22 protein-coding genes are annotated in these 20,087 nt (G+C 70.5%); 16 read left to right on the plus strand and 6 right to left on the minus strand.

The annotated features are described in order from the left end of the window. Positions 1-99 precede the first annotated feature (99 nt). Complete coding sequence (rplS, locus tag MKK58_RS25860) at positions 100-558, minus strand: 50S ribosomal protein L19 (RefSeq protein WP_238280035.1); 459 nt, start codon at positions 556-558, stop codon at positions 100-102. Positions 559-827: 269 nt separating this feature from the next. Here rplS and MKK58_RS25865 point away from each other — a divergent pair, with 269 nt between their 5' ends. The 4 genes from MKK58_RS25865 (at position 828) to MKK58_RS25880 (ending at position 3,666) form a co-directional block, all read left to right on the plus strand. Further along, the gene (locus tag MKK58_RS25865) at positions 828-1,394 is read left to right on the plus strand and encodes a NifU family protein (protein ID WP_243915801.1); all 567 of its coding nucleotides are present in this window, start codon (positions 828-830) and stop codon (positions 1,392-1,394) included. Between the two features lie 164 nt (positions 1,395-1,558). Continuing rightward, positions 1,559-2,236, plus strand: a complete 678-nt coding sequence (gene tsaB, locus MKK58_RS25870; RefSeq protein WP_243915845.1) for a tRNA (adenosine(37)-N6)-threonylcarbamoyltransferase complex dimerization subunit type 1 TsaB — start codon at positions 1,559-1,561, stop codon at positions 2,234-2,236. Next, the gene (locus tag MKK58_RS25875) at positions 2,233-2,754 is read left to right on the plus strand and encodes a GNAT family N-acetyltransferase (RefSeq protein WP_243915802.1); all 522 of its coding nucleotides are present in this window, start codon (positions 2,233-2,235) and stop codon (positions 2,752-2,754) included. The genes tsaB and MKK58_RS25875 overlap by 4 nt, the downstream gene beginning before the upstream one ends. Positions 2,755-2,781: 27 nt before the next feature. Then, positions 2,782-3,666, plus strand: a complete 885-nt coding sequence (locus tag MKK58_RS25880; RefSeq protein WP_243915803.1) for a lysophospholipid acyltransferase family protein — start codon at positions 2,782-2,784, stop codon at positions 3,664-3,666. 19 nt (positions 3,667-3,685) lie between these two features. Here MKK58_RS25880 and MKK58_RS25885 read toward each other — a convergent pair whose 3' ends face one another. Continuing rightward, entirely contained in the window at positions 3,686-4,069 is a 384-nt protein-coding gene (locus tag MKK58_RS25885; RefSeq protein WP_243915804.1) for a BrnA antitoxin family protein, read from the minus strand. After that, a complete protein-coding gene (locus MKK58_RS25890) occupies positions 4,005-4,322 on the minus strand; it encodes a BrnT family toxin (RefSeq protein WP_243915805.1) in 318 nt (105 codons plus the stop codon). Before MKK58_RS25890 ends, MKK58_RS25885 begins: the two co-directional genes overlap by 65 nt. A 183-nt stretch (positions 4,323-4,505) precedes the next feature. Between MKK58_RS25890 and miaB the strand changes: the two genes are divergently transcribed. From miaB to MKK58_RS25920, 6 genes are all read left to right on the plus strand, one after another. Beyond that, a complete protein-coding gene (gene miaB, locus MKK58_RS25895) occupies positions 4,506-5,858 on the plus strand; it encodes a tRNA (N6-isopentenyl adenosine(37)-C2)-methylthiotransferase MiaB (RefSeq protein ID WP_243915806.1) in 1,353 nt (450 codons plus the stop codon). Positions 5,859-5,984: 126 nt separating this feature from the next. Beyond that, positions 5,985-7,109, plus strand: coding sequence for a PhoH family protein (locus MKK58_RS25900; RefSeq protein WP_279578563.1), 1,125 nt, complete (start codon positions 5,985-5,987; stop codon positions 7,107-7,109). Next, positions 7,106-7,615 (plus strand): rRNA maturation RNase YbeY, encoded by a 510-nt coding sequence (ybeY, locus tag MKK58_RS25905; RefSeq protein WP_243915808.1) that lies wholly within the window; start codon positions 7,106-7,108, stop codon positions 7,613-7,615. Before MKK58_RS25900 ends, ybeY begins: the two co-directional genes overlap by 4 nt. A gap of 45 nt (positions 7,616-7,660) precedes the next feature. Continuing rightward, complete coding sequence (locus MKK58_RS25910) at positions 7,661-8,770, plus strand: hemolysin family protein (protein ID WP_243915809.1); 1,110 nt, start codon at positions 7,661-7,663, stop codon at positions 8,768-8,770. A gap of 10 nt (positions 8,771-8,780) precedes the next feature. Continuing rightward, positions 8,781-10,457 (plus strand): apolipoprotein N-acyltransferase, encoded by a 1,677-nt coding sequence (gene lnt / locus MKK58_RS25915; RefSeq protein WP_243915810.1) that lies wholly within the window; start codon positions 8,781-8,783, stop codon positions 10,455-10,457. Beyond that, on the plus strand, positions 10,454-11,629 hold the full coding sequence (locus MKK58_RS25920; protein ID WP_243915811.1) for a CynX/NimT family MFS transporter: 1,176 nt from the start codon (positions 10,454-10,456) through the stop codon (positions 11,627-11,629). The genes lnt and MKK58_RS25920 overlap by 4 nt, the downstream gene beginning before the upstream one ends. A 53-nt stretch (positions 11,630-11,682) precedes the next feature. On the opposite strand, the gene MKK58_RS25925 is transcribed toward MKK58_RS25920, so the two are convergent. Continuing rightward, complete coding sequence (locus tag MKK58_RS25925) at positions 11,683-12,177, minus strand: GNAT family N-acetyltransferase (protein ID WP_243915812.1); 495 nt, start codon at positions 12,175-12,177, stop codon at positions 11,683-11,685. Beyond that, positions 12,174-13,742: a glucan biosynthesis protein G gene (locus MKK58_RS25930; RefSeq protein WP_243915813.1), complete on the minus strand. Its 1,569-nt coding sequence runs from the start codon at positions 13,740-13,742 to the stop codon at positions 12,174-12,176. The genes MKK58_RS25925 and MKK58_RS25930 overlap by 4 nt, the downstream gene beginning before the upstream one ends. A gap of 662 nt (positions 13,743-14,404) precedes the next feature. On the opposite strand from MKK58_RS25930, the gene MKK58_RS25935 reads away from it, so the two are divergent. Both MKK58_RS25935 and MKK58_RS25940 read left to right on the plus strand, forming a co-directional pair. Further along, positions 14,405-15,571 (plus strand): type III PLP-dependent enzyme, encoded by a 1,167-nt coding sequence (locus tag MKK58_RS25935; protein WP_243915814.1) that lies wholly within the window; start codon positions 14,405-14,407, stop codon positions 15,569-15,571. Positions 15,572-15,709: 138 nt separating this feature from the next. Next, positions 15,710-16,282: a GNAT family N-acetyltransferase gene (locus MKK58_RS25940; RefSeq protein WP_243915815.1), complete on the plus strand. Its 573-nt coding sequence runs from the start codon at positions 15,710-15,712 to the stop codon at positions 16,280-16,282. Between the two features lie 24 nt (positions 16,283-16,306). Here the strand turns inward: MKK58_RS25940 and MKK58_RS25945 are convergent, their stop codons facing one another. After that, positions 16,307-16,483 carry a hypothetical protein gene (locus tag MKK58_RS25945; RefSeq protein ID WP_243915816.1) on the minus strand — a complete coding sequence of 59 codons (177 nt, stop codon included), beginning with the start codon at positions 16,481-16,483 and terminating at the stop codon, positions 16,307-16,309. 312 nt (positions 16,484-16,795) lie between these two features. Here MKK58_RS25945 and MKK58_RS25950 point away from each other — a divergent pair, with 312 nt between their 5' ends. The 4 genes from MKK58_RS25950 to MKK58_RS25965 all read left to right on the plus strand — a co-directional run bounded on the left by MKK58_RS25950 (position 16,796) and on the right by MKK58_RS25965 (position 20,052). Further along, positions 16,796-18,241 carry a homospermidine synthase gene (locus MKK58_RS25950; protein ID WP_243915817.1) on the plus strand — a complete coding sequence of 482 codons (1,446 nt, stop codon included), beginning with the start codon at positions 16,796-16,798 and terminating at the stop codon, positions 18,239-18,241. 154 nt (positions 18,242-18,395) lie between these two features. After that, positions 18,396-18,740: a hypothetical protein gene (locus MKK58_RS25955; RefSeq protein ID WP_243915818.1), complete on the plus strand. Its 345-nt coding sequence runs from the start codon at positions 18,396-18,398 to the stop codon at positions 18,738-18,740. 25 nt (positions 18,741-18,765) lie between these two features. Then, positions 18,766-19,608, plus strand: a complete 843-nt coding sequence (locus MKK58_RS25960) for a DUF1206 domain-containing protein (protein WP_243915819.1) — start codon at positions 18,766-18,768, stop codon at positions 19,606-19,608. Between the two features lie 108 nt (positions 19,609-19,716). Beyond that, on the plus strand, positions 19,717-20,052 hold the full coding sequence (locus tag MKK58_RS25965) for a PepSY domain-containing protein (protein WP_243915820.1): 336 nt from the start codon (positions 19,717-19,719) through the stop codon (positions 20,050-20,052). The last annotated feature ends 35 nt before the right edge of the window (positions 20,053-20,087 follow it).

Consider the following 20,087-nt stretch of genomic DNA (forward strand, 5'->3'; position numbering starts at 1 on the left):
TGCCCGTGGGGCAAACAAAAAGCCCATCCGGTTTCCCGGATGGGCTCGAAAGACCGGACGCCTCGTGCGCGGAGAACCGCGCCCGAGGCCCCGGGGGAATTACTCGGCGGCGGCGGTCTTCGCGGCGCTCTTGGCGGCCTTCTCGGCCTTGCGGGCGTCCTTGTTCGCCTTCGAGGCGTCGGCCTTGGCGGCCTTCTCGGCGGGACGATCGGCACGCTCGACGATGCGGGCGGACTTACCGCGACGGTCGCGCAGGTAGTACAGCTTGGCGCGACGCACCTTGCCGCGACGAACGACGGCGATCGAGTCGATCAGCGGCGAGTAGAGCGGGAACACGCGCTCGACACCCTCGCCGTAGGAGATCTTGCGGACGGTGAAGCTCTCGTTGAGTCCGCCGCCGGACCGGCCGATGCAGACGCCTTCGTAGGCCTGCACACGGGTGCGCTCGCCTTCCTTGACCTTCACGTTCACCGTGACGGTGTCGCCGGGCTGGAAATCGGGGATGGTCTTGCCGAGCGAAGCGATCTGCTCCTGCTCGAGCTGCTGGATGATGTTCATAGGGTATGTCCTGCCGGTGCGCGCCCGAGATCCCCGGATGGGATCGCGTGCGTCAGGATTTCGGCATCCTGTTTTGAATTGAGGCGGGCCTTACACGAGACGCGGCCGCTTGTCCAACAATGGCCCGGAGGTTCCTGGCACGCGTCCTGCGCGGCCCGCGCGGTTGAGAAAAACGGCGTTCCGGTCCACATGAGAGGCGGCGGCGGGCCATCCCGGCGCCATTCCCGGCCGGCCTTGAACCGGCGCAGCGGACGAGGAACTTGCCAGCGATGTTCATCCAGACCGAAGCCACCCCCAACCCCGCCACCCTGAAGTTCCTGCCCGGCCGGGTGGTGCTCACCGACGGCACCTTCGAGGCGCGCGATGCCGAGGCCGCCGCCCGCTCGCCGCTCGCGAGCCGTCTGTTCGACGTGCCCGGCGTCAGCGGCGTCTATCTCGGGCACGACTTCATCTCCGTCACCAAGGCCGAGGACGACAACCTCTGGCCGCAGGTGAAGCCGGCGGTGCTCGGCGCCATCATGGAGCACTTCCAGTCCGGCGCCCCGGTGCTAGCCGAAGGCCACGTCGCCGGCAGCGAGGACGCTGAGGAGTTCTTCGATCCGGCCGACATCGAGACCGTCGAGACCATCAAGGACCTGCTCGAGACCCGCGTGCGGCCGGCGGTGGCCAGCGATGGCGGCGACATCACCTTCCGGGGTTACAAGGAGGGGGTGGTCTACCTGGAGATGAAGGGCGCCTGCTCGGGCTGCCCGTCCTCCACCGCCACGCTGCGCCACGGCGTGCAGAACCTGTTCCGCCACTTCCTGCCGGAGATCCGCGAAGTCCAGGCGATCTGAGCTGCGGGCCTCACGCCGGCGTGCCTTGACGCAATCTCGCAACAGGGCCGCCCGAATTTCTCCACGATGGCCGCTCCGCCCTGACGGAGCGGCCATTTTTGTCCTAGGCTGACGCCCTCCCGGGGGCCTGCGCGCCCGGGGGTGCCGCACGACCGGGAGTGAGTTTGCGTATCCTCGCCATCGACACGGCGCTCGACGCCTGTTCCGTCTGCATCGCCTCGGATGCCACCGACGATCTCCTCGCGCACGAGTCGATGATCCTCGGGCGTGGGCATGCGGAGGCGCTGCTGCCGATGATCGAGCGCGTGGTGTCACGGGTCACGGGCGGGTTCGAGGCGTTGGACCGGGTCGCCGTCACGGTGGGGCCGGGCAGCTATACGGGCTTGCGCGTCGGGCTCTCGGCGGCCCGCGCGATCGGGCTGGCCACAGGAATCCCGGTGGTCGGCGTCACCACCCTCTCGGCGCTCCTCGCCCCGCTCCTCGCCCTCAACGGCGAAGGCCTCATCGCCGCCGCCATCGATGCCCGCCACGGCGCCGTCTACCTCCAGGCCATGAGCATGACCGACGGCATCGTGGTGCCGCCGAGCCACGTGCCCGTCGCGGAGGCCGCCGCGATGCTCGACGGCACCGTGACCCTGGTGGGCTCCGGCGCGCCGGCCATCGCCGCCGCCTTGAAGGCGCGCGGCCTGACCGTGGAGGTCGCCGGCACCGGTGCCGCCGAGATCGCCTGGATCGCGTCCCTCGGCATGCTCGCCGATCCGGCCCAGGCCCTTGCCCGTCCCCTCTACCTGCGCGGCCCCGACGCCCAGCCGCAGGATCACGCGAGGCTCGCCCGCCGATGACCCGTCCGCTGACGCCGTTCTGGCCGTTCGAGGTCTGGTCCGCCTGGTGGGAGGCCTGGGGCACCGCGCCCTACGTGACGCTGCTGCGCGATTCCGGGCAGGCGCGGGCCCTGGCGCGCATCCACGCCACGGCCTTCGCCCGCCCCTGGGACGCCCACGAATTCGAACGCATGCTGTGCGAGCGCTCCACCGAGGCCCACGCCCTGTGGAAGAACGGCGCCATCCAGGGCTTCGTGCTCTCGCGCAAGGCGGCGGACGAGGCCGAGATCCTCACCGTCGTGCTGGCGCCGGGCGCGCGCGGCGGCGGCCTCTCGCACAAGCTCGTTTCGGCGCACCTGGAACACCTCGTCCAGGCCGGCATCCGCACGGTGCATCTCGAGGTCGACCAGGGCAATCTGCCGGCCCAGAAGCTCTATGCCCGGCACGGCTTCCGGCAGGTGGGCGAGCGCACGGGCTATTATGCCCGCGCCGACGGTACCCGGGCGACCGCGCTGACCATGACGGCGGTGCTGGCGTGAGCCGGTGCGGCTGAGACCGAGGCGCCGATGACCCGCCTCGGGACTTTCCTGCGCCTGATCTTCTGCGCGCTCGCCTTCCTCGTCGTCGTCGGGCCGCACCTGCTCAGCCTGCGCTTCGGACGCGGACGGATCGCTTCCTGGACACCGGTCCTCTTCCACCGTGTCTTCATCGGCCTGTTCGGCCTGCGCATCACCCAGAGCGGGACGCCGCCGGAGGCCGGGGAGCCGGCGCTGGTGCTCTCGAATCACGTCTCCTGGCTCGACATCATCGTGCTGGGCTCCCTGCGGCCGCTCTCCTTCGTGGCGAAGTCGGAGATCGCCGGCTGGCCGGTGGTCGGCACCCTGGCGCGCCTCCAGCGCACGGTCTTCATCGACCGGGCGCGCCGGGCCGACACGGCCAACGTCAACGCCGCGGTGGCGCAGCGCCTGTCCCAGGGCGATCTGATCGTTCTCTTCGCCGAGGGCACCACGGGGGACGGCACCCGGCTGCTGCCCTTCCGCTCCTCGCTGGTCGGCGCCGCCCGCGCGGCCGTGGCGGGGGAGGGCGGCGGACCGGACCGCATCCGCCTGCAGCCCCTCGCGATCACCTATCCGCGCCGCAACGGCCTGCCCGTCACCCGCATCGAGCGGCCGGAGGTGGCTTGGTACGGCGACATGGATCTGGCCCCCCACCTCGCCGCCTTCCTGGCGGGCGGCCCCCTCGACATCCACGTGGTCTGGGGGGCGCCGATCGCCGTCGAGGCCGGCACCGACCGCAAGCGCGCCACGGCGCTCGCCGAGGCCTGCGTGCGCGAGGCCGTGCAGCGCGGAACGACGGGACGGCCACCGATCGGGCCGGTCTGGAGCGGACGCCCCCTCGGTAAGGCGGAGGCCGGCGCGGCGGTGCCCGACGCGAGCCTGACATTGCACTGAAGGCAGATCGGCGGCTGGATCAGTCGGATTTCGGACTGGCGTGGTTCGCGCGTTTCCGGCCAGTCCCCTTGGACCGACCCCCTCCCGTCAATGATCCCGTGTCTGCGCGTAGGAACGACGCCAGGGCCTCCTGCATCCGCACCTGCCAGCCTGACCCCCTGGCCTTGTAAGCCTCCAGCAACGCAGGTTCGATGCGCAGCGTCAGGTTGACCTTGGCATCTGGGCTCTTCGGGCGACCGCGCCCTCGCTTCGGGAGCAGATCGTAGATCTCGGGCAGGTCGCGGGCTGGCCGCAGCTCGGCGATCTCCGCCTCGGACAGTTCCGGATTGTCGGACACATCATCCCAATCCGCCTGGGAATAGCCCGAGGCGCGGGGATCCTTTTCCGGTGCGGTGTCGGTCATAGGCGGCCCTCTCCGGGGGACTTGCGGTGCGCAGGCTGACCAAGGACAGCGCCTCGGTACCCAGCGGTGAAACAACGATGGCCACGACACGCTCGCCATTCCAATCTCCGATGAGGAGATACCGATCGCGGCCGTTCCGGCTCGGACGTATCAGGGCGGTTTCGCCATCGAAATGCGTGTCGAAATCCGCAAAATCGTAACCATGCGTGGCGAGGTTCGCTGTTCGCTTCGCCTCGTCCCATATCGTCGTCATGGAGGCGAAAAGTAAGAACGATCAAACCGGCCGGCAACATATTTTTCGCAGTAGCAAAAATATCTGAGACCTTCATATGCTGGGGGCACGATACCGGGCGATCACGGACCATCACACCCTCGCGACGCGGCCGCAGATCCGTGCTAAGGGCGGGCGCCTCGCCCCACCTGCGGAACCGGACTGTTGAAGAAAGCCTTCGTCAAATCCTACGGCTGCCAGATGAACGCCTACGACGCCGCGCGGATGGCGGACGTGCTCGGCGCCGAGGGCTACGCGGCGACCGACGCGGTGGAGGAGGCGGACGTCGTCATCCTCAACACCTGCCACATCCGCGAGAAGGCCGCCGACAAGGTCTATTCCGAACTCGGCCGCCTGCGCGTTCTGAAAGGCGAGCGGGCGCAGGCCGGCCGTGACACCCGGATCGTGGTGGCGGGCTGCGTCGCCCAGGCCGAGGGCGCCGAGATCCTGGCCCGGGCGCCCACCGTCGACGTTGTGGTCGGCCCCCAGAACTATCACCGCCTGCCGGACCTGCTCGCCCGCTCGGCCACCAAGCGCGTGGTCGACACCGAGTTTCCGGTGGAGGACAAGTTCGATCACCTGCCCGCGCGGCGCACCCACGGGGTCACGGCCTTCCTCACGGTGCAGGAGGGCTGCGACAAGTTCTGCGCCTTCTGCGTCGTGCCCTATACCCGCGGCGCGGAGGTCTCGCGCTCGGTGGACGCGATCCTGGCCGAGGCGGAGAAGCTGGTACGCGGCGGTGTCCGCGAGATCACGCTGATCGGCCAGAACGTGAACGCCTATCACGGCCTCGGGCGTGACGGTGCCAGCGCCACCCTGCCGGTGCTGATGCGCGAATTGGAGCGCCTGCCGGGCATACTGCGCCTGCGCTACACCACCAGCCATCCCAACGACATGGACGACGACCTCATCGCGGCCCATGGCACGATCCCGGCACTGATGCCCTACCTGCACCTGCCGGTGCAGTCCGGCTCGGACCGCGTGCTGAAGGCGATGAACCGGAAGCATACCGGCGACGCCTATCGGCGGATCATCGAGCGGGTGCGCGCGGCCCGGCCCGACATCGCCCTGTCGTCGGACTTCATCGTCGGGTTCCCCGGCGAGACCGACGCGGAGTTCGCGGACACGATGCGGCTGGTGCGCGACATCGGCTTCGCCAGCGCCTTCTCGTTCAAGTACAGCCCCCGCCCCGGCACCCCGGCGGCCGAGAGCGCCGACGCCGTGCCGGAGGCGGTGAAGTCGGAGCGCCTCGCCGCGCTTCAGGCCCTCCTCGACGCGCAGCGCCACGCCTTCAACGCGTCCGCCGTCGGCACGGTGGTGGGAGTCCTGGTGGAGAAGGCTGGGCGCCATCCCGGCCAGGTCGCGGGCAAGACGCCCCACCTCTTGCCGGTGCAGTTCGACGCGCCCGCCTCGACCATCGGCACCCTGGTGCCGGTGCGCGTCGTGCGGGCCGGCTCGAACAGCCTGTTCGGCGAGGCCGTGCTGCGGGGCGAAACCGCCGATGCGGCGGCCGCGTGAGCCCGTGCCTCGCGGGGGCCGGGCGATACGCCGCGCCGGGCGGCGACTGGACGGCGCGCAACGAATTCCGATCTCAGCACCTTCACCGGGCGCAGGCCGCGTGCCGGCCGCGAGCGTGATCAGCGAATGAAGGACAATGGCGTGCCGGGATCTGAAGGATCGAGTGGACGCGGCGGGCCCTTGCGCGGGCGCGGCCCGGCGGCGCGCGCCGGGGGGCTGATCGAGACCGAGGAGGTCTCCCTCACCTTCGACGACAACCGCCTCGCCAGCCTGGTCTTCGGGCAGTACGACCAGAACGTCGCCCATATCGAGCGGCGCCTCGGCGTCACCGCCACGGCGCTGGGCAACCACCTCGTGGTCAAGGGCGGCGTCGAGGCGGCGGAGAAAGCCCGCAAGGTCTTCGAGCGCCTCTATGCGCGGGTGCGGGCGAGCGGTCTGCCCCTCACCCTCGGCGATGTCGACGGGGCGATCCAGGAGACGACGCAGCAGGGCAACCTGTTCCCAGCCGCCGAGGTCAGCGCAGAACCGGACCGGGCGGTATTCGACCAGATCGCCACTCGCAAGCGCGGAGCCGTGCGGGCCCGGAACGCGGCGCAGGATTCCTACATCAAGGCCCTGCGCAGCCACGAACTCGTCTTCGCCGAAGGCCCGGCCGGCACCGGCAAGACCTGGCTTGCGGTCGGTCACGCGGTTTCCCTGCTGGAGCAGGGCCATGTGGAGCGCTTGATCCTGTCACGCCCCGCCGTGGAGGCCGGCGAGCGCCTCGGCTTCCTGCCCGGCGACATGCGCGAGAAGGTCGATCCCTACCTGCGCCCGATCTACGACGCGCTCTACGACTTCATGGAATCGCGCCACGTCGACCGCAGCCTCCAGACCGGGATCATCGAGATCGCCCCGCTTGCCTTCATGCGCGGGCGCACGCTCACCAATGCCGTGGTGTTGCTCGACGAGGCCCAGAACACGACCTCGATGCAGATGAAGATGTTCCTCACCCGGCTGGGCGAGAACTCCCGCATGATCATCACGGGCGACCCGAGCCAGATCGATCTGCCGCCGGGCCAGAAATCCGGGCTGGTCGAGGCCGTGCGCGTCCTCGACGGGGTCGAGGGCATCGGCCGCGTCACCTTCCGCGACGTGGACGTGGTGCGCCACGATCTCGTGCGCCGCATCGTCACCGCCTACGAGGCGGCCTCGCACGGGGAGCCCGATGCGGACCGCGGCCCGCCGTCCCGGCGCAGGCCCCTGTCGTGAGCGCCCCGGTGCGGACGGCCGAGGCCGAGATCGACGTGGCGATCGAGGATCCGCGCTGGGAGGGCGTGGCGCCGGACCTCGAGGCGTTCGTGATTCGCGCCGTCGAGGCGGGCCTCGCCGCGGCGCCGGATTCGCCTCGGGGCGCCCTCGAAGTCAGCGTGCTCCTCGCGGACGACGCCACCGTCCAGGACCTGAACCGGACCTGGCGCGGCAAGGACAAGCCCACGAACGTGCTGTCGTTTCCGGCGGCCGAGCAGCCCCTTCAACCGGGCATGGCGCGGCCACTCGGCGATGTCGTTCTTGCGTATGACACAATGCTGCGCGAGAGTGCCGAGCAGTCGAAGCCGCTCAGTGACCATCTCGCGCATCTCCTTGTCCATGGCACCCTTCACCTTCTCGGCCAGGACCACGAGACCGGCGAGGCCGAGGCCGACGCGATGGAGGCGCTCGAAATCGAGGCCCTCCGGACCCTCGGCGTGCCCGACCCCTACGCGGCCGAGGCCTGAGCCGGCCGAGCGGCGACCCCATTCCGATTCCCAGATCAGAGAGACATGACGAACGATCGAAGTCGCGGCGCGGCCCAGGCCGCGCCCAGTTCCGGTGACGGTGAACCCCAGGCCCGCGAGCCCTGGTACGACCGCCTCCTGCACGTCTTCCATCTGCGACCGCGCGATTCGCTGCGCGACGACATCGAGGGCGCGCTGGCCGAGCCCGATACCGGCGAGAACGCCTTCTCGCCCCTCGAGCGCGCCATGCTCAAGAACGTCCTCGGCCTGCACAAGGTGCGGGTGGACGACGTCATGATCCCCCGCGCCGATATCGTCGCCGTCTCGATGGACACCAGCCTCGGTGACCTGATGCGTCTGTTCCGCACCGCCGGCCACTCGCGGCTGCCGGTCTACGGCGAGACCCTCGACGATCCGCGCGGCATGGTCCACATCCGGGACTTCGTCGATCACATCGCCGCCCGGGCCGAGGCCGGCGCCCGCCGCGTCGGGGCGGCCGGGGAGGGCGAGGCGCCGCCTCCGGCACCGGCCCCGACGCGGGTTCGCCGGGGCGCTCGGGCGCTGCGCAGCCTCAACCTCGCCCATGTCGACCTCTCCGCCACCCTCGCGGCGACGCGCATCCAGCGGCCCGTGCTGTTCGTGCCGCCCTCCATGCCGGCGATCGACCTCCTCGTGCGCATGCAGGCGACGCGCACCCACATGGCCCTCGTCATCGACGAGTACGGCGGCACCGACGGGCTGATCTCGATCGAGGATCTCGTCGAGATGGTGGTGGGCGACATCGAGGACGAGCACGACGTGGCCGAAGGCCACCTGGTCCAGCGGGTCGAGGGTGAGGGCGAGGTCTTCGTGGCCGATGCCCGCGCGGGCCTTGCCGAGGTCTCGGCGGCGAGCGGGGTCGATCTCGTGGCGGCGGTGGGCGAGATGGCCGAGGAGATCGACACGATCGGCGGCCTCATCGTGACCCTGGCGGGTCGCGTGCCCTCGCGCGGCGAACTCATCAGCGGACCGGGCAACCTCGAGTTCGAGGTGCTGGACGCCGATCCGCGCCGGGTGAAGCGCCTGCGCCTGCAGCGCGGGGATGCCCGCATCACCGCCGTGGTGCCCCTGGCGCTGCCCCCGCCGACGCCCTCCGCCGAAGCGCCCGCGCCTTGACGGACCTACGATGACCCAGACCCTCGCGGACCGCGCCGCGCGCGGTCCCGCGACGGGGCCGCTCGCCGCCCTCGCCCAGTGGGTGATGCTCACCGCCGGCTGGCGGCGCATCGCCGTGGCGATGGCGGCCGGCGCCCTCGGCGCCCTGGCGATGCCCCCCTTCGGACTGTTCCCCGCCCTCGTGGTCTCCCTCGGCGTCGCGGTGTGGCTGCTCGATGGCGCCGCCACCGGCCGGCGCGGGAACCGCGGTGCGGTCGGCGCCGCCGCGCTGATCGGCTGGGCCTGGGGCTTCGGCTACCTCACCGCCGGCCTGTGGTGGCTCGGCTCGCCCTTCCTCGTGGAGGCGGACGAATTCCTGTGGGCGCTGCCCCTCGGCGTTCTCGGGCTGCCGGCGGTCCTGGCGCTGTTCTACGCGGCCAGTTTCGCCCTAGCGCGCCTGCTCTGGACGCGGGGGGCAGCCCGCATCCTTGCCCTCGGCGTCGGGCTCTCCGCCGGCGAGTGGCTGCGCGGGCACCTGTTCACCGGCTTTCCCTGGAACACCCTCGGCATGGCGCTCGGCCAGAATCTCTGGCCGATGCAGGGGGCGGCTTTGTTCGGGCTCTACGGCCTGACCCTCCTGGCGATCGTCATCGCGGCCGCGCCGGCGACACTGGCGATGGCCGAGACCGCGCGGGGCCGCTACGGCCCCCTCGTCCTCGCCGCCCTGGCCCTCGCGGCGCTGACCGGCCTGGGGGCTTGGCGCCTGCCGGCGGCCCCGACGCCGAACGTGGCGGGGGTGCGCCTGCGTCTCGTGCAGCCGAACCTGAATCAGGACGCCAAGTTCCGCCCCGAGAACCGGCAGGACATCCTCGATCGCTACCTCGAACTGAGCGACCGGGCCGCTGCGCCGGACCGTACCGGCATCGCCGATGTGACCCACGTGATCTGGCCGGAATCGGCCTTCCCGTTCCTGATTCAGCGCGATCCCGAATCGCTCGCCCGGATCGCCGCGGCCTTTCCGGCCGGCAAGCAGCTCATCACCGGGGCGGCGCGCATGGAAACGCCGGTGCCGGGGGAGGCGCCGCGCTTCTTCAACAGCATCCTGACCATCACGGCCGGGCCGAAGCTCGGCGACGTCTACGACAAGGTCCACCTCGTGCCCTTCGGCGAGTACCTGCCGGGTCCCCTCGACGCGACTCTGCGGGCCCTGCGCATCCGGCAGTTCGTGTCCATTCCGGGCGGCTTCACGGCGGGCAACCGCGAGACCCAGCGCATCATGACGGTGCCGGGACTGCCGCCGGTGGCGGCCACGATTTGCTACGAGGCGATCTTCCCCGGCGCCATCGTGCCGGGCCCGACGCCGAGCGGGCCCCCGCCCGTGCCGGGGCTGATCCTCAACCTCACCAACGACGCCTGGTTCGGCGACACGCCGGGGCCGCGCCAGCACCTCGCGCAGGCGCGTCTGCGCGCCGTCGAGGAGGGCCTGCCCCTGGTGCGTGACGCCAATACCGGCATCTCCGCCGTGGTGGACCCGTATGGCCGGGTCACCGCGAGCCTGCCCCTCGGCGTCGAGGGGGTGCTGGATGCGGGCCTGCCGGCGCGCATCCCGGGCCAGACGCCCTACGCGCGCTTCGGAGACCTTCCCTTCGCCCTGGCCTGGGCGGGCGCGCTGCTCTGGACCCTTGCGGCACGGCGGCGAAGCGCATGAATCCCTTGCCCTCGCAGACGCGCCGGCCGATCCTCCTCGGCCTCGGCATCATGCTGGTCGCCTTCAACATGCGCCCGGCCCTGACCACCGTGGGGCCGCTCCTGGAGCGCATCCGCGCCGAGACGGGGCTCACCGCCGCCGGGGTGGCGTTCCTCACTACCCTGCCGGTGCTCTGCATCGGACTCGCCTGCACCCTCGGCCCTCTGGTCATCCGGCGACTCGGCGCGGATCGCGGCGTGCTCCTCTCCGTGGCGATCGTCGCCCTCGGCTCGGGCCTGCGTGGCTTCGGGGGCACGGCGCCGCTCTTCGTCGGCGCCTGCTTGGCGGCCTTCGGGATCGGCCTCTCCGGGGTGCTGCTGCCCGGCCTCGTCAAGCGCGACTTTCCCGGCCAGACCGGCGTGGTCACCGGCCTCTACACCATGGTGCTCTGCCTCGGGGCGGCCGCAGGCGCCGGCCTGTCCGTGCCCCTCGCCGACCGGCTCGGCGGCTGGCCCACGGCCCTCGCGCTTTGGGCGGTCCCGGCCGTGCTCGCGACGCTGGCTTGGCTTCCATTTGCCAAGGCGCGGGAGACCGTGGCCGGCGCGGCCCGGCCCCGAAGCCTGTGGCGCGATCCTCTGGCCTGGCAGGTCACGGGCTTCATGGGCCTGCAATCGTCGCTGGCCTACATCATGTTCGGCTGGCTGCCCCTGGTTCTGCACAACCGGGGCTTGAGCGCGATCGATGCCGGCTTCGTGTCCTCGCTCATGAGCATCGGTCAGGCCCCGGCGGCACTCCTGGTGCCGTCCTTCGCGGCCCGCGTGCGCGACCAGCGCGGCTTCGCCGCCGGCCTGCTCGGCCTCTGCATCCTGTCGCTGGTCGCCCTGGTCTACGGCCCGCTCGCCTGGGCGCTCCCGATCGGCATGGCGCTCGGCGCCGGCCTCGGCGGCCTGTTCGGCCTGGGCCTGACCATCATCGTTCTGCGCGCCCGCGATCCCGGCGCGGCGGGCAACCTCGCGGCGATGTCGCAGAGCGTCGGCTACACCGTGGCGTCCCTCGGTCCCTTGAGCTTCGGGTTGGTCCACGATCTCACGGGCACCTGGACCGCATCGACGGTCCTGTTCTGCGCCATCGCGGCCGGCGCGTTCCTGTGCAGTCTGGGGGCGGGGCGCGACCGCTACGTGGGCAAGGCCTGAGGGACCGGATTCGGGCAAGCCGAGCCGGCCGACCTGACCGGCCATGAATCGGCTCAGAGCGTCTTCACGTAGCGCCAGGCTTCCATCCCGTCCTCGTAGTAGTCCGGGATGACGGCGAAGCAGTTGTAGCCGCGCCGCTCGTAGAGGCGGATGCCGGCGCCGTTGTCGGCGCGGACTTCGAGGCGCAGGCGTGTGCAGCCATGGGCGCGGGCCTCGGCCTCGGCGGCGTCGAGGACGAGGCTGCCGAGGCCGAGGCCCGACCGGGCCGGCGAGACCGCGATGGACGACAGGCGCGCCGCGCGGCTGCCACGCCGGCGCTCCAGGGTGGCGGAGCCCACGAGGGTCGCCTGACCCGACTCGTCGCTGGTGATCGCCACGAGGAGCGACATGCTGGCCGAACGGATCGCGTGACGGATCGCCCGCCGCTCGGCCCGGTCGCCGACGAAGGCGGCATGTTCGAGGGCCACCAGCGCGTCGAGGTCGGCGAGCGTCGCCGGGCGGATCTCCACCACCGGCGCCGGATCGGGCCTGATCGAGGTCGCGCTCACGAAGCGGTCCAGGGGTAGACCCAGGTCTCGGAGAGGGCGCGGCCGGAGGCGCGCAGGAAGAGGCGCAGGTCGGTCGACTGGCCCGGCGCCTCCAGGGTCACGTCGAGCGCCGCGCGCAGGCCCCGGACGTGCGGGTTCGGCGCCACCGAGGTGGCGGTGATCCGGCCGGACGAGGTGGTCGCCACCACCTCCACGCGGCTCGGATCGGCGCGGAAATAGTCGAGGTCGCCGCCGGCGAAATCCACGAGGAAGCGCCGGGTCAGGCCGCCCTTCGCCTCCTCGGCCTTGGCGGTGCCGCTCGCCACCGGGGCGACGCTGAAGGTGTTGACCACATGTCCTCCGGGATGGAGCGCCGCGCCGCCGACCGCGCGGACCCGGTAGGACAGGGAGACCGGCGTGCCCGCCGGATAGGTGCTCGCCGGACGCCAGCACGCGACCACGTTGTCGTTGGTCTCCGTGTCGGTGGGCAGCTCCATCAGCATCACCGCGCCTTCGCCCCAGGCGCCGTCCGGCTCCACGAAGTAGCCGGGCCGGCGGTCGTAGGACGCCTCGAGATCCTGGTAGGACTCGAAGCGGCGGTCGCGCTGCATCAGGCCGAACCCCTTCGGGTCGCGGTCGGCGAAGGACGAGATGCGCCGTTCGCGCGGGTCGTGCAGGGGCCGCCAGAGCCATTCGCCGCTGCCCGCCGCCATCTGGAGCCCGTCCGAATCGTGCAGTTCCGGCCGGTAATCGTCGGCGTGGCGGCGGTCGTTCTCGCCGATGAAGAACATCGAGGTCAGGGGTGCGAGGCCCACCGTCGCGAGGTCCACCCGGGGGATCAGGGTCGTGCGCACCGCCACGCTGGTCTCGTCGCCTGGCATCACCGTGAACTGGTAGGCGCCGGTGAGCGAGGGACCGTCGAGGAGCGCGTGGATCACCAGGGCGGCGTCGGTCTTCTCCGGCACGCCGACCCAGAACTCCCGGAAGACCGGAAATTCCTCCGGGCCGCCCTTGCCCTCGACATTGACGGCGAGTCCCCGGGCCGAGAGGCCGTAGAGCTGGTCGCGGCCGAGGAAGCGGTAGTAGCTCGCCCCCAGGAAGACGATGAGTTCGTCGAGGAGGTTCGGCTTGTTGAGCGGCGCGTGGATGCGCAGGCCCGCGAAGCCGAGATCGACCGGCAGCGCCTTGTCGAGCTTGGTGCGCCCCATGTCGTAGAGGCTCGACTGATAGGCGATCGGCGTCGCCACGCCGCCGCGCACGAGGTTCACCGTCACCGGGCGCGTATAGAGAAAGCCGAGGTGGAAGAGCTGGAGCCGGAACGGACTTCCCTCACCGAGGAACGCCTTCTCGGGTTTGAAGCGGATGTCCCGCCAAGCATCGTAGTCGAGCTTGGCGATCGGCGCCGGCAGAGCCGGAATCCGCGGGTCGTACGCGACCTTGGCGAGGTCCCGCGCCCGGCGCTCCACGTCGGCGAAGCCGAACGGGGTGGTGGGACGCCCCTCCTGAGCCTGCGCCGTGTAGGGGCCGCCGAGGAGGGCGGCCCCCGCCAGGGCCTGGACGAGGTTGCGCCGGTTGAGTTCTGTCATGCGCCCGGGACCCGCCCACTCTTGAGAACCGTGCGCTAGATGGCCGGTTCGCCGGCCGTTGGGAAGGGGCGTGCCGGGCCCGGCGCGACGTTTGTGCAACATGCCGGACCGTGCGGGGATATCGCACCCGAAAAACACGATTTTCCCTTGTCGCCGGAATACCCTGACCGTATATCCGCCTTGCCCAATTTCGCACGTGCCTGTGGCCGCGTGTCGGTTGGTGGGCATCCGGCCAACTGCCGGACAGCCGCCAGGGGTCTTAAAGGATCGATGGTCGACAGGGTGGATTCCCTCCGGCCGGCATCCAGGTGGCGACACCGGACCCCGACAACAACCGGCAGCCGGAGGCGAAACCGGCGAACCCCGCTCTCCACGGGGGACGCAGCTTAAAGCAACGACGAACGGGCTTTTTTGGTCTCGTCGGCCCTCCAAAGGCCGGCACCGAAGAGGCTTGTTTCTCTTTGCCCGGCGTGCGGTGGGGATCTCCCTTCCAATCCAAGGCAGCTTCCGGGTGCTCTCGCGCCCGCGTTCGACGTCGTGTCTCCAAAGCACGCCGCGCGACGCGTCGCAGCGCCCCCAGACGCCGGACGGCTCACGTCGTCCAGACATTCGACAGCGCGCCCCGCGTGAGGGCGCTCGCGAACCTGTGGGTTGGAACGACCATGACCGATCGTATCCGCGATTTCCTGCGCGCACGCCGCGACATGGGCCAGGACGAGGGCCCGGTGATGGTGCTCGACCTCGAGGTCGTGCGGGACAACTACACGGCGTTCAGTCGCGCGCTCCCCGACACCCGCGTGTTCTACGCCGTGAAGGCGAACCCGGCGCCGGAAGTTCTGCGTCTCCTCGCCGAGATGGGCTCGTGCTTCGACACCGCCTCGGTGGTCGAGGTCGAGATGGCGCTCGCCGCCGGCGCCACCGCAGACCGCGTCTCCTTCGGCAACACCATCAAGAAGGAGCGCTGCATCACCCGCGCCCTCAAGCTCGGCGTGCGCCTGTTCGCCGTCGATTGCGAGGCCGAGGTCGAGAAGATTTCGCGCGCCGCCGAGGCGGCCGGCGTGGATGCCGCCTACGTGCAGGTGTTCTGCCGCATCCTCTGCGACGGGGCCGGTGCCGAATGGCCTCTGTCGCGCAAGTTCGGCTGCGTGCCCGAGATGGCGGTCGACGTGCTGGAGCATGCCTACCGCCAGGGCCTGACCGCCTACGGCGTCTCGTTCCATGTCGGTTCGCAGCAGGGCAACACCGGCGCCTGGGACGGCGCGCTCGCCTCCGCCGCCATGATCTTCGCCGAATGCGCCCAGCGCGGCATCAGCCTGCAGATGGTCAATCTCGGCGGTGGCTTCCCGACCAAGTACCTCAAGGCGGTGCCGGGCGTGGAATCCTACGGCGACGCGATCTTCCGCGCGCTCACCAAGCACTTCGGCAACCGCATGCCCGAAACCATCATCGAGCCGGGCCGCGGCATGGTCGGCAATGCCGGCATGATCGAGGCCGAGGTGGTGCTCGTCTCGAAGAAGTCCGACGCCGAGGACGAGGTGCGCTGGGTCTATCTCGACATCGGCAAGTTCGGTGGTCTCGCCGAGACCATGGACGAATCGATCCGCTACGCGATCCGCACCGAGCACGACGAGGACCGCATGTCCCCCTGCGTGCTCGCCGGCCCGACCTGCGATTCGGCCGACGTGCTCTACGAGAAGGTGCCGTATCCGCTGCCCGTGTCGCTCTCCATCGGCGACAAGGTGCTGATCGAGGGCGCCGGCGCCTACACCACCACCTATGCGGCGGTGGCGTTCAACGGCTTCCCGCCCCTTCAGCAATACGTCATCTAAACCTCTTCAAGGTCATGACGCGACGGCCGGGTGCTCTCGAAGGAGGGCGTCCGGCATCGCAGCCCCAACACCCGCCCCGTGCAGCCCGCCTGCACGGATCGTCTCGTCGCCTGCCCAACGTTCGGGAAGGGTGCGGCCTTGGTCCAGATCCGTGATGAAGTGGCCGGTGACGTCGTCGCCCGCGAACACCTTCTCGATGCCTGCTTCGGCGAAGCGCGTCGACTGAAGACGTCCGAGCGTCTGCGCGAGGGCCGGCTTCCCGCCGAAGGCCTCGCGTTGATCGCCGAGCAGGAGGGCCTCGTCGTCGGCACCTGTCGCCTCTGGCACGTGGAGGCGGATCACCGCCGGCCGGCGCTGCTGCTCGGGCCGCTGGCGGTCGATCCGGCCATCCAGGGGCTCGGCCTCGGCTCGATCCTGACGCGGGCCGCCCTGCGCAGGGCGGATATTCTCGGCCACGGCGCAGTCCTGCTCATGGGGGACGCGCCCTACTACGCGCGCTTCGGCTTCTCGGCCGGGCTCGCGGAGGGGCTGTTCATGCCCGGTCCGTTCGAGCGCGAGCGCTTCCTCGGGCTGGAACTGCGCCCGGGGACTCTCTCCGGCGCGCGCGGCATCCTGCGCGCGGCGGGTGCCTGGGACCAAGCGACACCCACGCCGATCGTTCCGGAGGCCCTCGTCGAGACCGGCGCGGCGTCCCGACGACGGGTCGCCTGACGCTCTGTCCGGCGCGGCACCGGCTCAGACGTTGGTGTGATGGTCCGCCTTGGCGGCGAGGTCGCAGCGGCGCTGGAAGGCGGCGTCGTGGCGGCGGGTGACGGCGCGGAGCAGCGAAGCCGCGAGGGTGATGATGCCGGGATCGCGGTCGATGGGCTCGTCGACGGGAGCGGCAAGGCGCGAGGTGATGAGTGCGAGCATGGCAAAGGTCCGTGGTGTAAGGGGCCGGACGCTTCCTCGGGTCGCTCTTGTTCTGTTGCAGTGCAATATCGGTGCGGCGCGGGATGCCCGCAATGTGTTTCGGTGGGATGACGCCCTGCGCTCAGGGCATGCGCGCCGTAACGCTTCCGAAACGCGGGTTTCCCCGCGCGGTTGACCGGCGCGGCCGCAAACGTCACTGAGCCCGTCGCTTGTTCGTCATTTCCGGCGCCTAAGGCATGCGGTCGCGACGCGGCGACCCAAAGCACGCGCAAAAGTCGCGCAAGACACGCGTATGAGAAGGATCTCCTGCCCATGACCGAAGCCGCAACCTCCTGGCCCGTCCACGGCCGCATCACCGGCCCCATCGTGATGATCGGCTTCGGCTCCATCGGACGCGGCACCCTTCCGCTGATCGAGCGGCACTTCACGTACGACAAGGCCCGCTTCACGGTCATCGAACCCTCCGACGCGCATCGGTCGCTCGCCGAGCAGCACGGCCTGCGCTTCGAGCAGGTTGCGCTCACCAAGGAGAATTATCGCGACGTGCTGACGCCGCTCCTCACCGAGGGCGGCGGCCAGGGGTTCTGCGTGAACCTCTCGGTCGACACCTCGTCGCGGGCGATCATGGAGCTCTGCCGCGAGCTCGGCGCCTTCTACATCGACACCGTGGCCGAACCCTGGCCGGGCTTCTACTTCGACAAGAACAAGAGCCAGGGCGACCGCACCAACTACGCGCTGCGCCAGGAGATCCTGGACGCCCGCACCGCCTCGCCCGGCGGCACCACCGCGGTCTCCTGCTGCGGCGCGAACCCCGGCATGGTCTCGTGGTTCGTGAAGCAGGCGCTGCTGAACATCGCCGGTGACCTCGGCCTGAAGACCCCCGAGCCGAAGGACCGCGCCGGCTGGGCCGCCCTCATGCGCGAGGTCGGCGTCAAGGGCGTCCACATCGCCGAGCGCGACACGCAGCGCGCCAAGTCGGCCAAGCCCATGGGCGTCTTCGTCAACACCTGGTCGGTGGAGGGCTTCGTCTCCGAGGGCAATCAGCCGGCCGAGCTCGGCTGGGGCACCCACGAGACCTGGATGCCGGAGAATGGCCGCGAGCAGGAGAAGGGCTCGCGCTGCGCGATCTACCTGCTCCAGCCCGGCGCCGACACCCGCGTGCGCTCCTGGACGCCGACCGCGCAGTCGCAATACGCCTTCCTCGTCACCCACAACGAGGCCGTGTCGATCTCCGACTACTACACGGTGCTGGAGGGCGAGCGCGCCGCCTACCGGCCGACCTGCCACTACGCCTATCACCCCGCCAACGACGCGGTGCTCTCGCTGCACGAGATGTTCGGCAACGGCGGCAAGGTCCAGGAGACGATCCACATCCTCGACGAGACCGAGATCGTGGACGGCATCGACGAACTCGGCGTGCTCCTCTACGGCCACGCCAAGAATGCCTACTGGTACGGCTCGCAGCTCTCCATCGAGGAGACCCGCCGGATCGCCCCCTACCAGAACGCCACCGGCCTGCAGGTGACCTCCGCCGTGCTCGCCGGCATGGTCTGGGCCCTCGAGAACCCGGAGGCCGGCATCGTCGAGGCGGACGAGATGGATTTCCGCCGCTGCCTCGAAGTGCAGACGCCGTATCTCGGCCCCGTCATCGGCGTCTACACTGACTGGACCCCCCTGACCGGCCGCCCCGGCCTGTTCCCCGAGGACATCGACACCAGCGATCCCTGGCAGTTCCGCAACGTGCTCGTGCACGGCTGAGACCATGCTTCCTGCGTCCCCGGCACGGCTGCCGTGCCGGGGACGTTCCGATGCATCCGAAGCCCGTTGTGCCCGGGACTGACGGACGGCTACGATGGCGTCGCGCTGAAATCCGCGTTCCCGTCTTCGTCTCCAGCCAGGACTGAGTTGCCCGGTGCCTCACTTCGAAGATTTCTACGCCAACAAGCTGCGCGGGTCGCTCGGGGTTACCGACGCCGAATCGATCCTCGACCTGCGCGAGACCAATCGCCCGACGGCGGAGGCGTCCCTGGCGGACATGCTGGAACGCAGCCGCTTCGGAAAGGGGAAGACCGTGGCGATCCGCCTCGCTCCACCGCCGGAGGGCGGCGGCGAAACGCTGTTCCAGCCGATCGGACGCCTGCTCCTCGACGCCAAGCGCAAGGGCTTCGTCGATCGCCTCCAGACCTTGCCGGCCGGCGACGGGCTCGGCTTCTACGTGGCACTATCCGGCAAGGCCGCGCGTTCCTCCGACGGATGACGTCGCTGGGACCCCGGGAAACGCCTTGCTCAACCTCGGACACAACACAATCGAGCGCCTGGCTCGGTTCGGCTACGGCGCCCGCGGTCTCGTCTATTGCGTCATCGGCGGGCTCGCAGTGCTGGCCGCCATCGGTCGGGGCGGGCGGGCCGGCGACAGCGAGAGCGCGCTGCGCTGGGTCCTGGCCGGTCCGTTCGGCGCGGTCGTCGTCGGCCTGATCGCGCTGGGCCTCCTGGGCTTCGCCGTCTGGCGCTTCATCGAGAGCGTCACGGATGCCGACCGGCGCGGCACCTCGCTGAAAGGTGTGGTCGTCCGCCTCGCCCATCTCCTCAGCGCAGCGATCTATACCGGCCTCGCGATCACCGCCGCCAGCCTCGCTCTCGGGCTCGGACGCGGGGGCGGCGACGCGACCCAGGACTGGACGGCCTGGCTGCTCGCCAAACCCTTCGGCCTGTGGCTCGTCGGCCTGATCGGCCTCGGTGTGATGGGCGGCGGTGTCGCGTTCCTGGTGAAGGCGTTCAAGGGCGACGTCACCGACCGCCTCAAACTCGACGCCGACCGTTGCCGCTGGGCCAAGCCCGTCGGGCAGTTCGGCTACGCCGCCCGCGGCATCGCCTTCCTGATCATCGGCGGATTCTTCATCGCGGCCGCCTGGTATCAGGCCTCCTCCGAGGTGAAGGGCTTGGCCGGCGCCTTCGCGGCCCTGCGTGCGCAGCCCTACGGCTGGGTGCTGCTCGGCATCGTGGCGGCGGGCCATTTCGCGTTCGGGGCCTTCGGTCTGATCCAGGCGCGATTCCGGCATATCGACGCGCCAGACATCGACCGGACCGACGACGCCGTCGCGGCGGCCCTGCGTGCGGTGCGCTGACGCCACAAAGGAACAAAAGCGGATATCTGGCGATTGAGGCCCTGATCTCGGGTCCCGATACGGCGGTCGCTCGCCGCCGATGCCGGACCCGCAAGAGGGGCAGACACTATGCAATTTCGCTCGAACATCCTGGCCGGCGGCCTCCTGGCGCTGAGCCTCGGCCTCGCCGCCGCGCCCGCTTTCGCACAGGGCATCTCCATCGGTCCCGGCGGCGTCCAGGTCGATCCCGGCTATCGTCGCGGCTACGACGACCGCGGCCCGCCGCGCAGCGAACTCACCCGGGGCGAAGCCGCCCGTATCGCCCGCCGCGAGGGCCTCGTGGACGTCGACGGCGTCGACCGGCGCGGGCCGCGCCTGATCGTCCGTGGCTCCGACCGGCGCGGCGACGACATCACCGTCGTGCTCGACAGCCGCTCGGGCGACGTCCTCGACGTGCGCCGCTGATCGCATCAGGCGCGATCGACCAACGGGCCCGGCCG

The organism is Methylobacterium sp. J-078 (assembly GCF_022829285.1).
Lineage (GTDB): Bacteria > Pseudomonadota > Alphaproteobacteria > Rhizobiales > Beijerinckiaceae > Methylobacterium.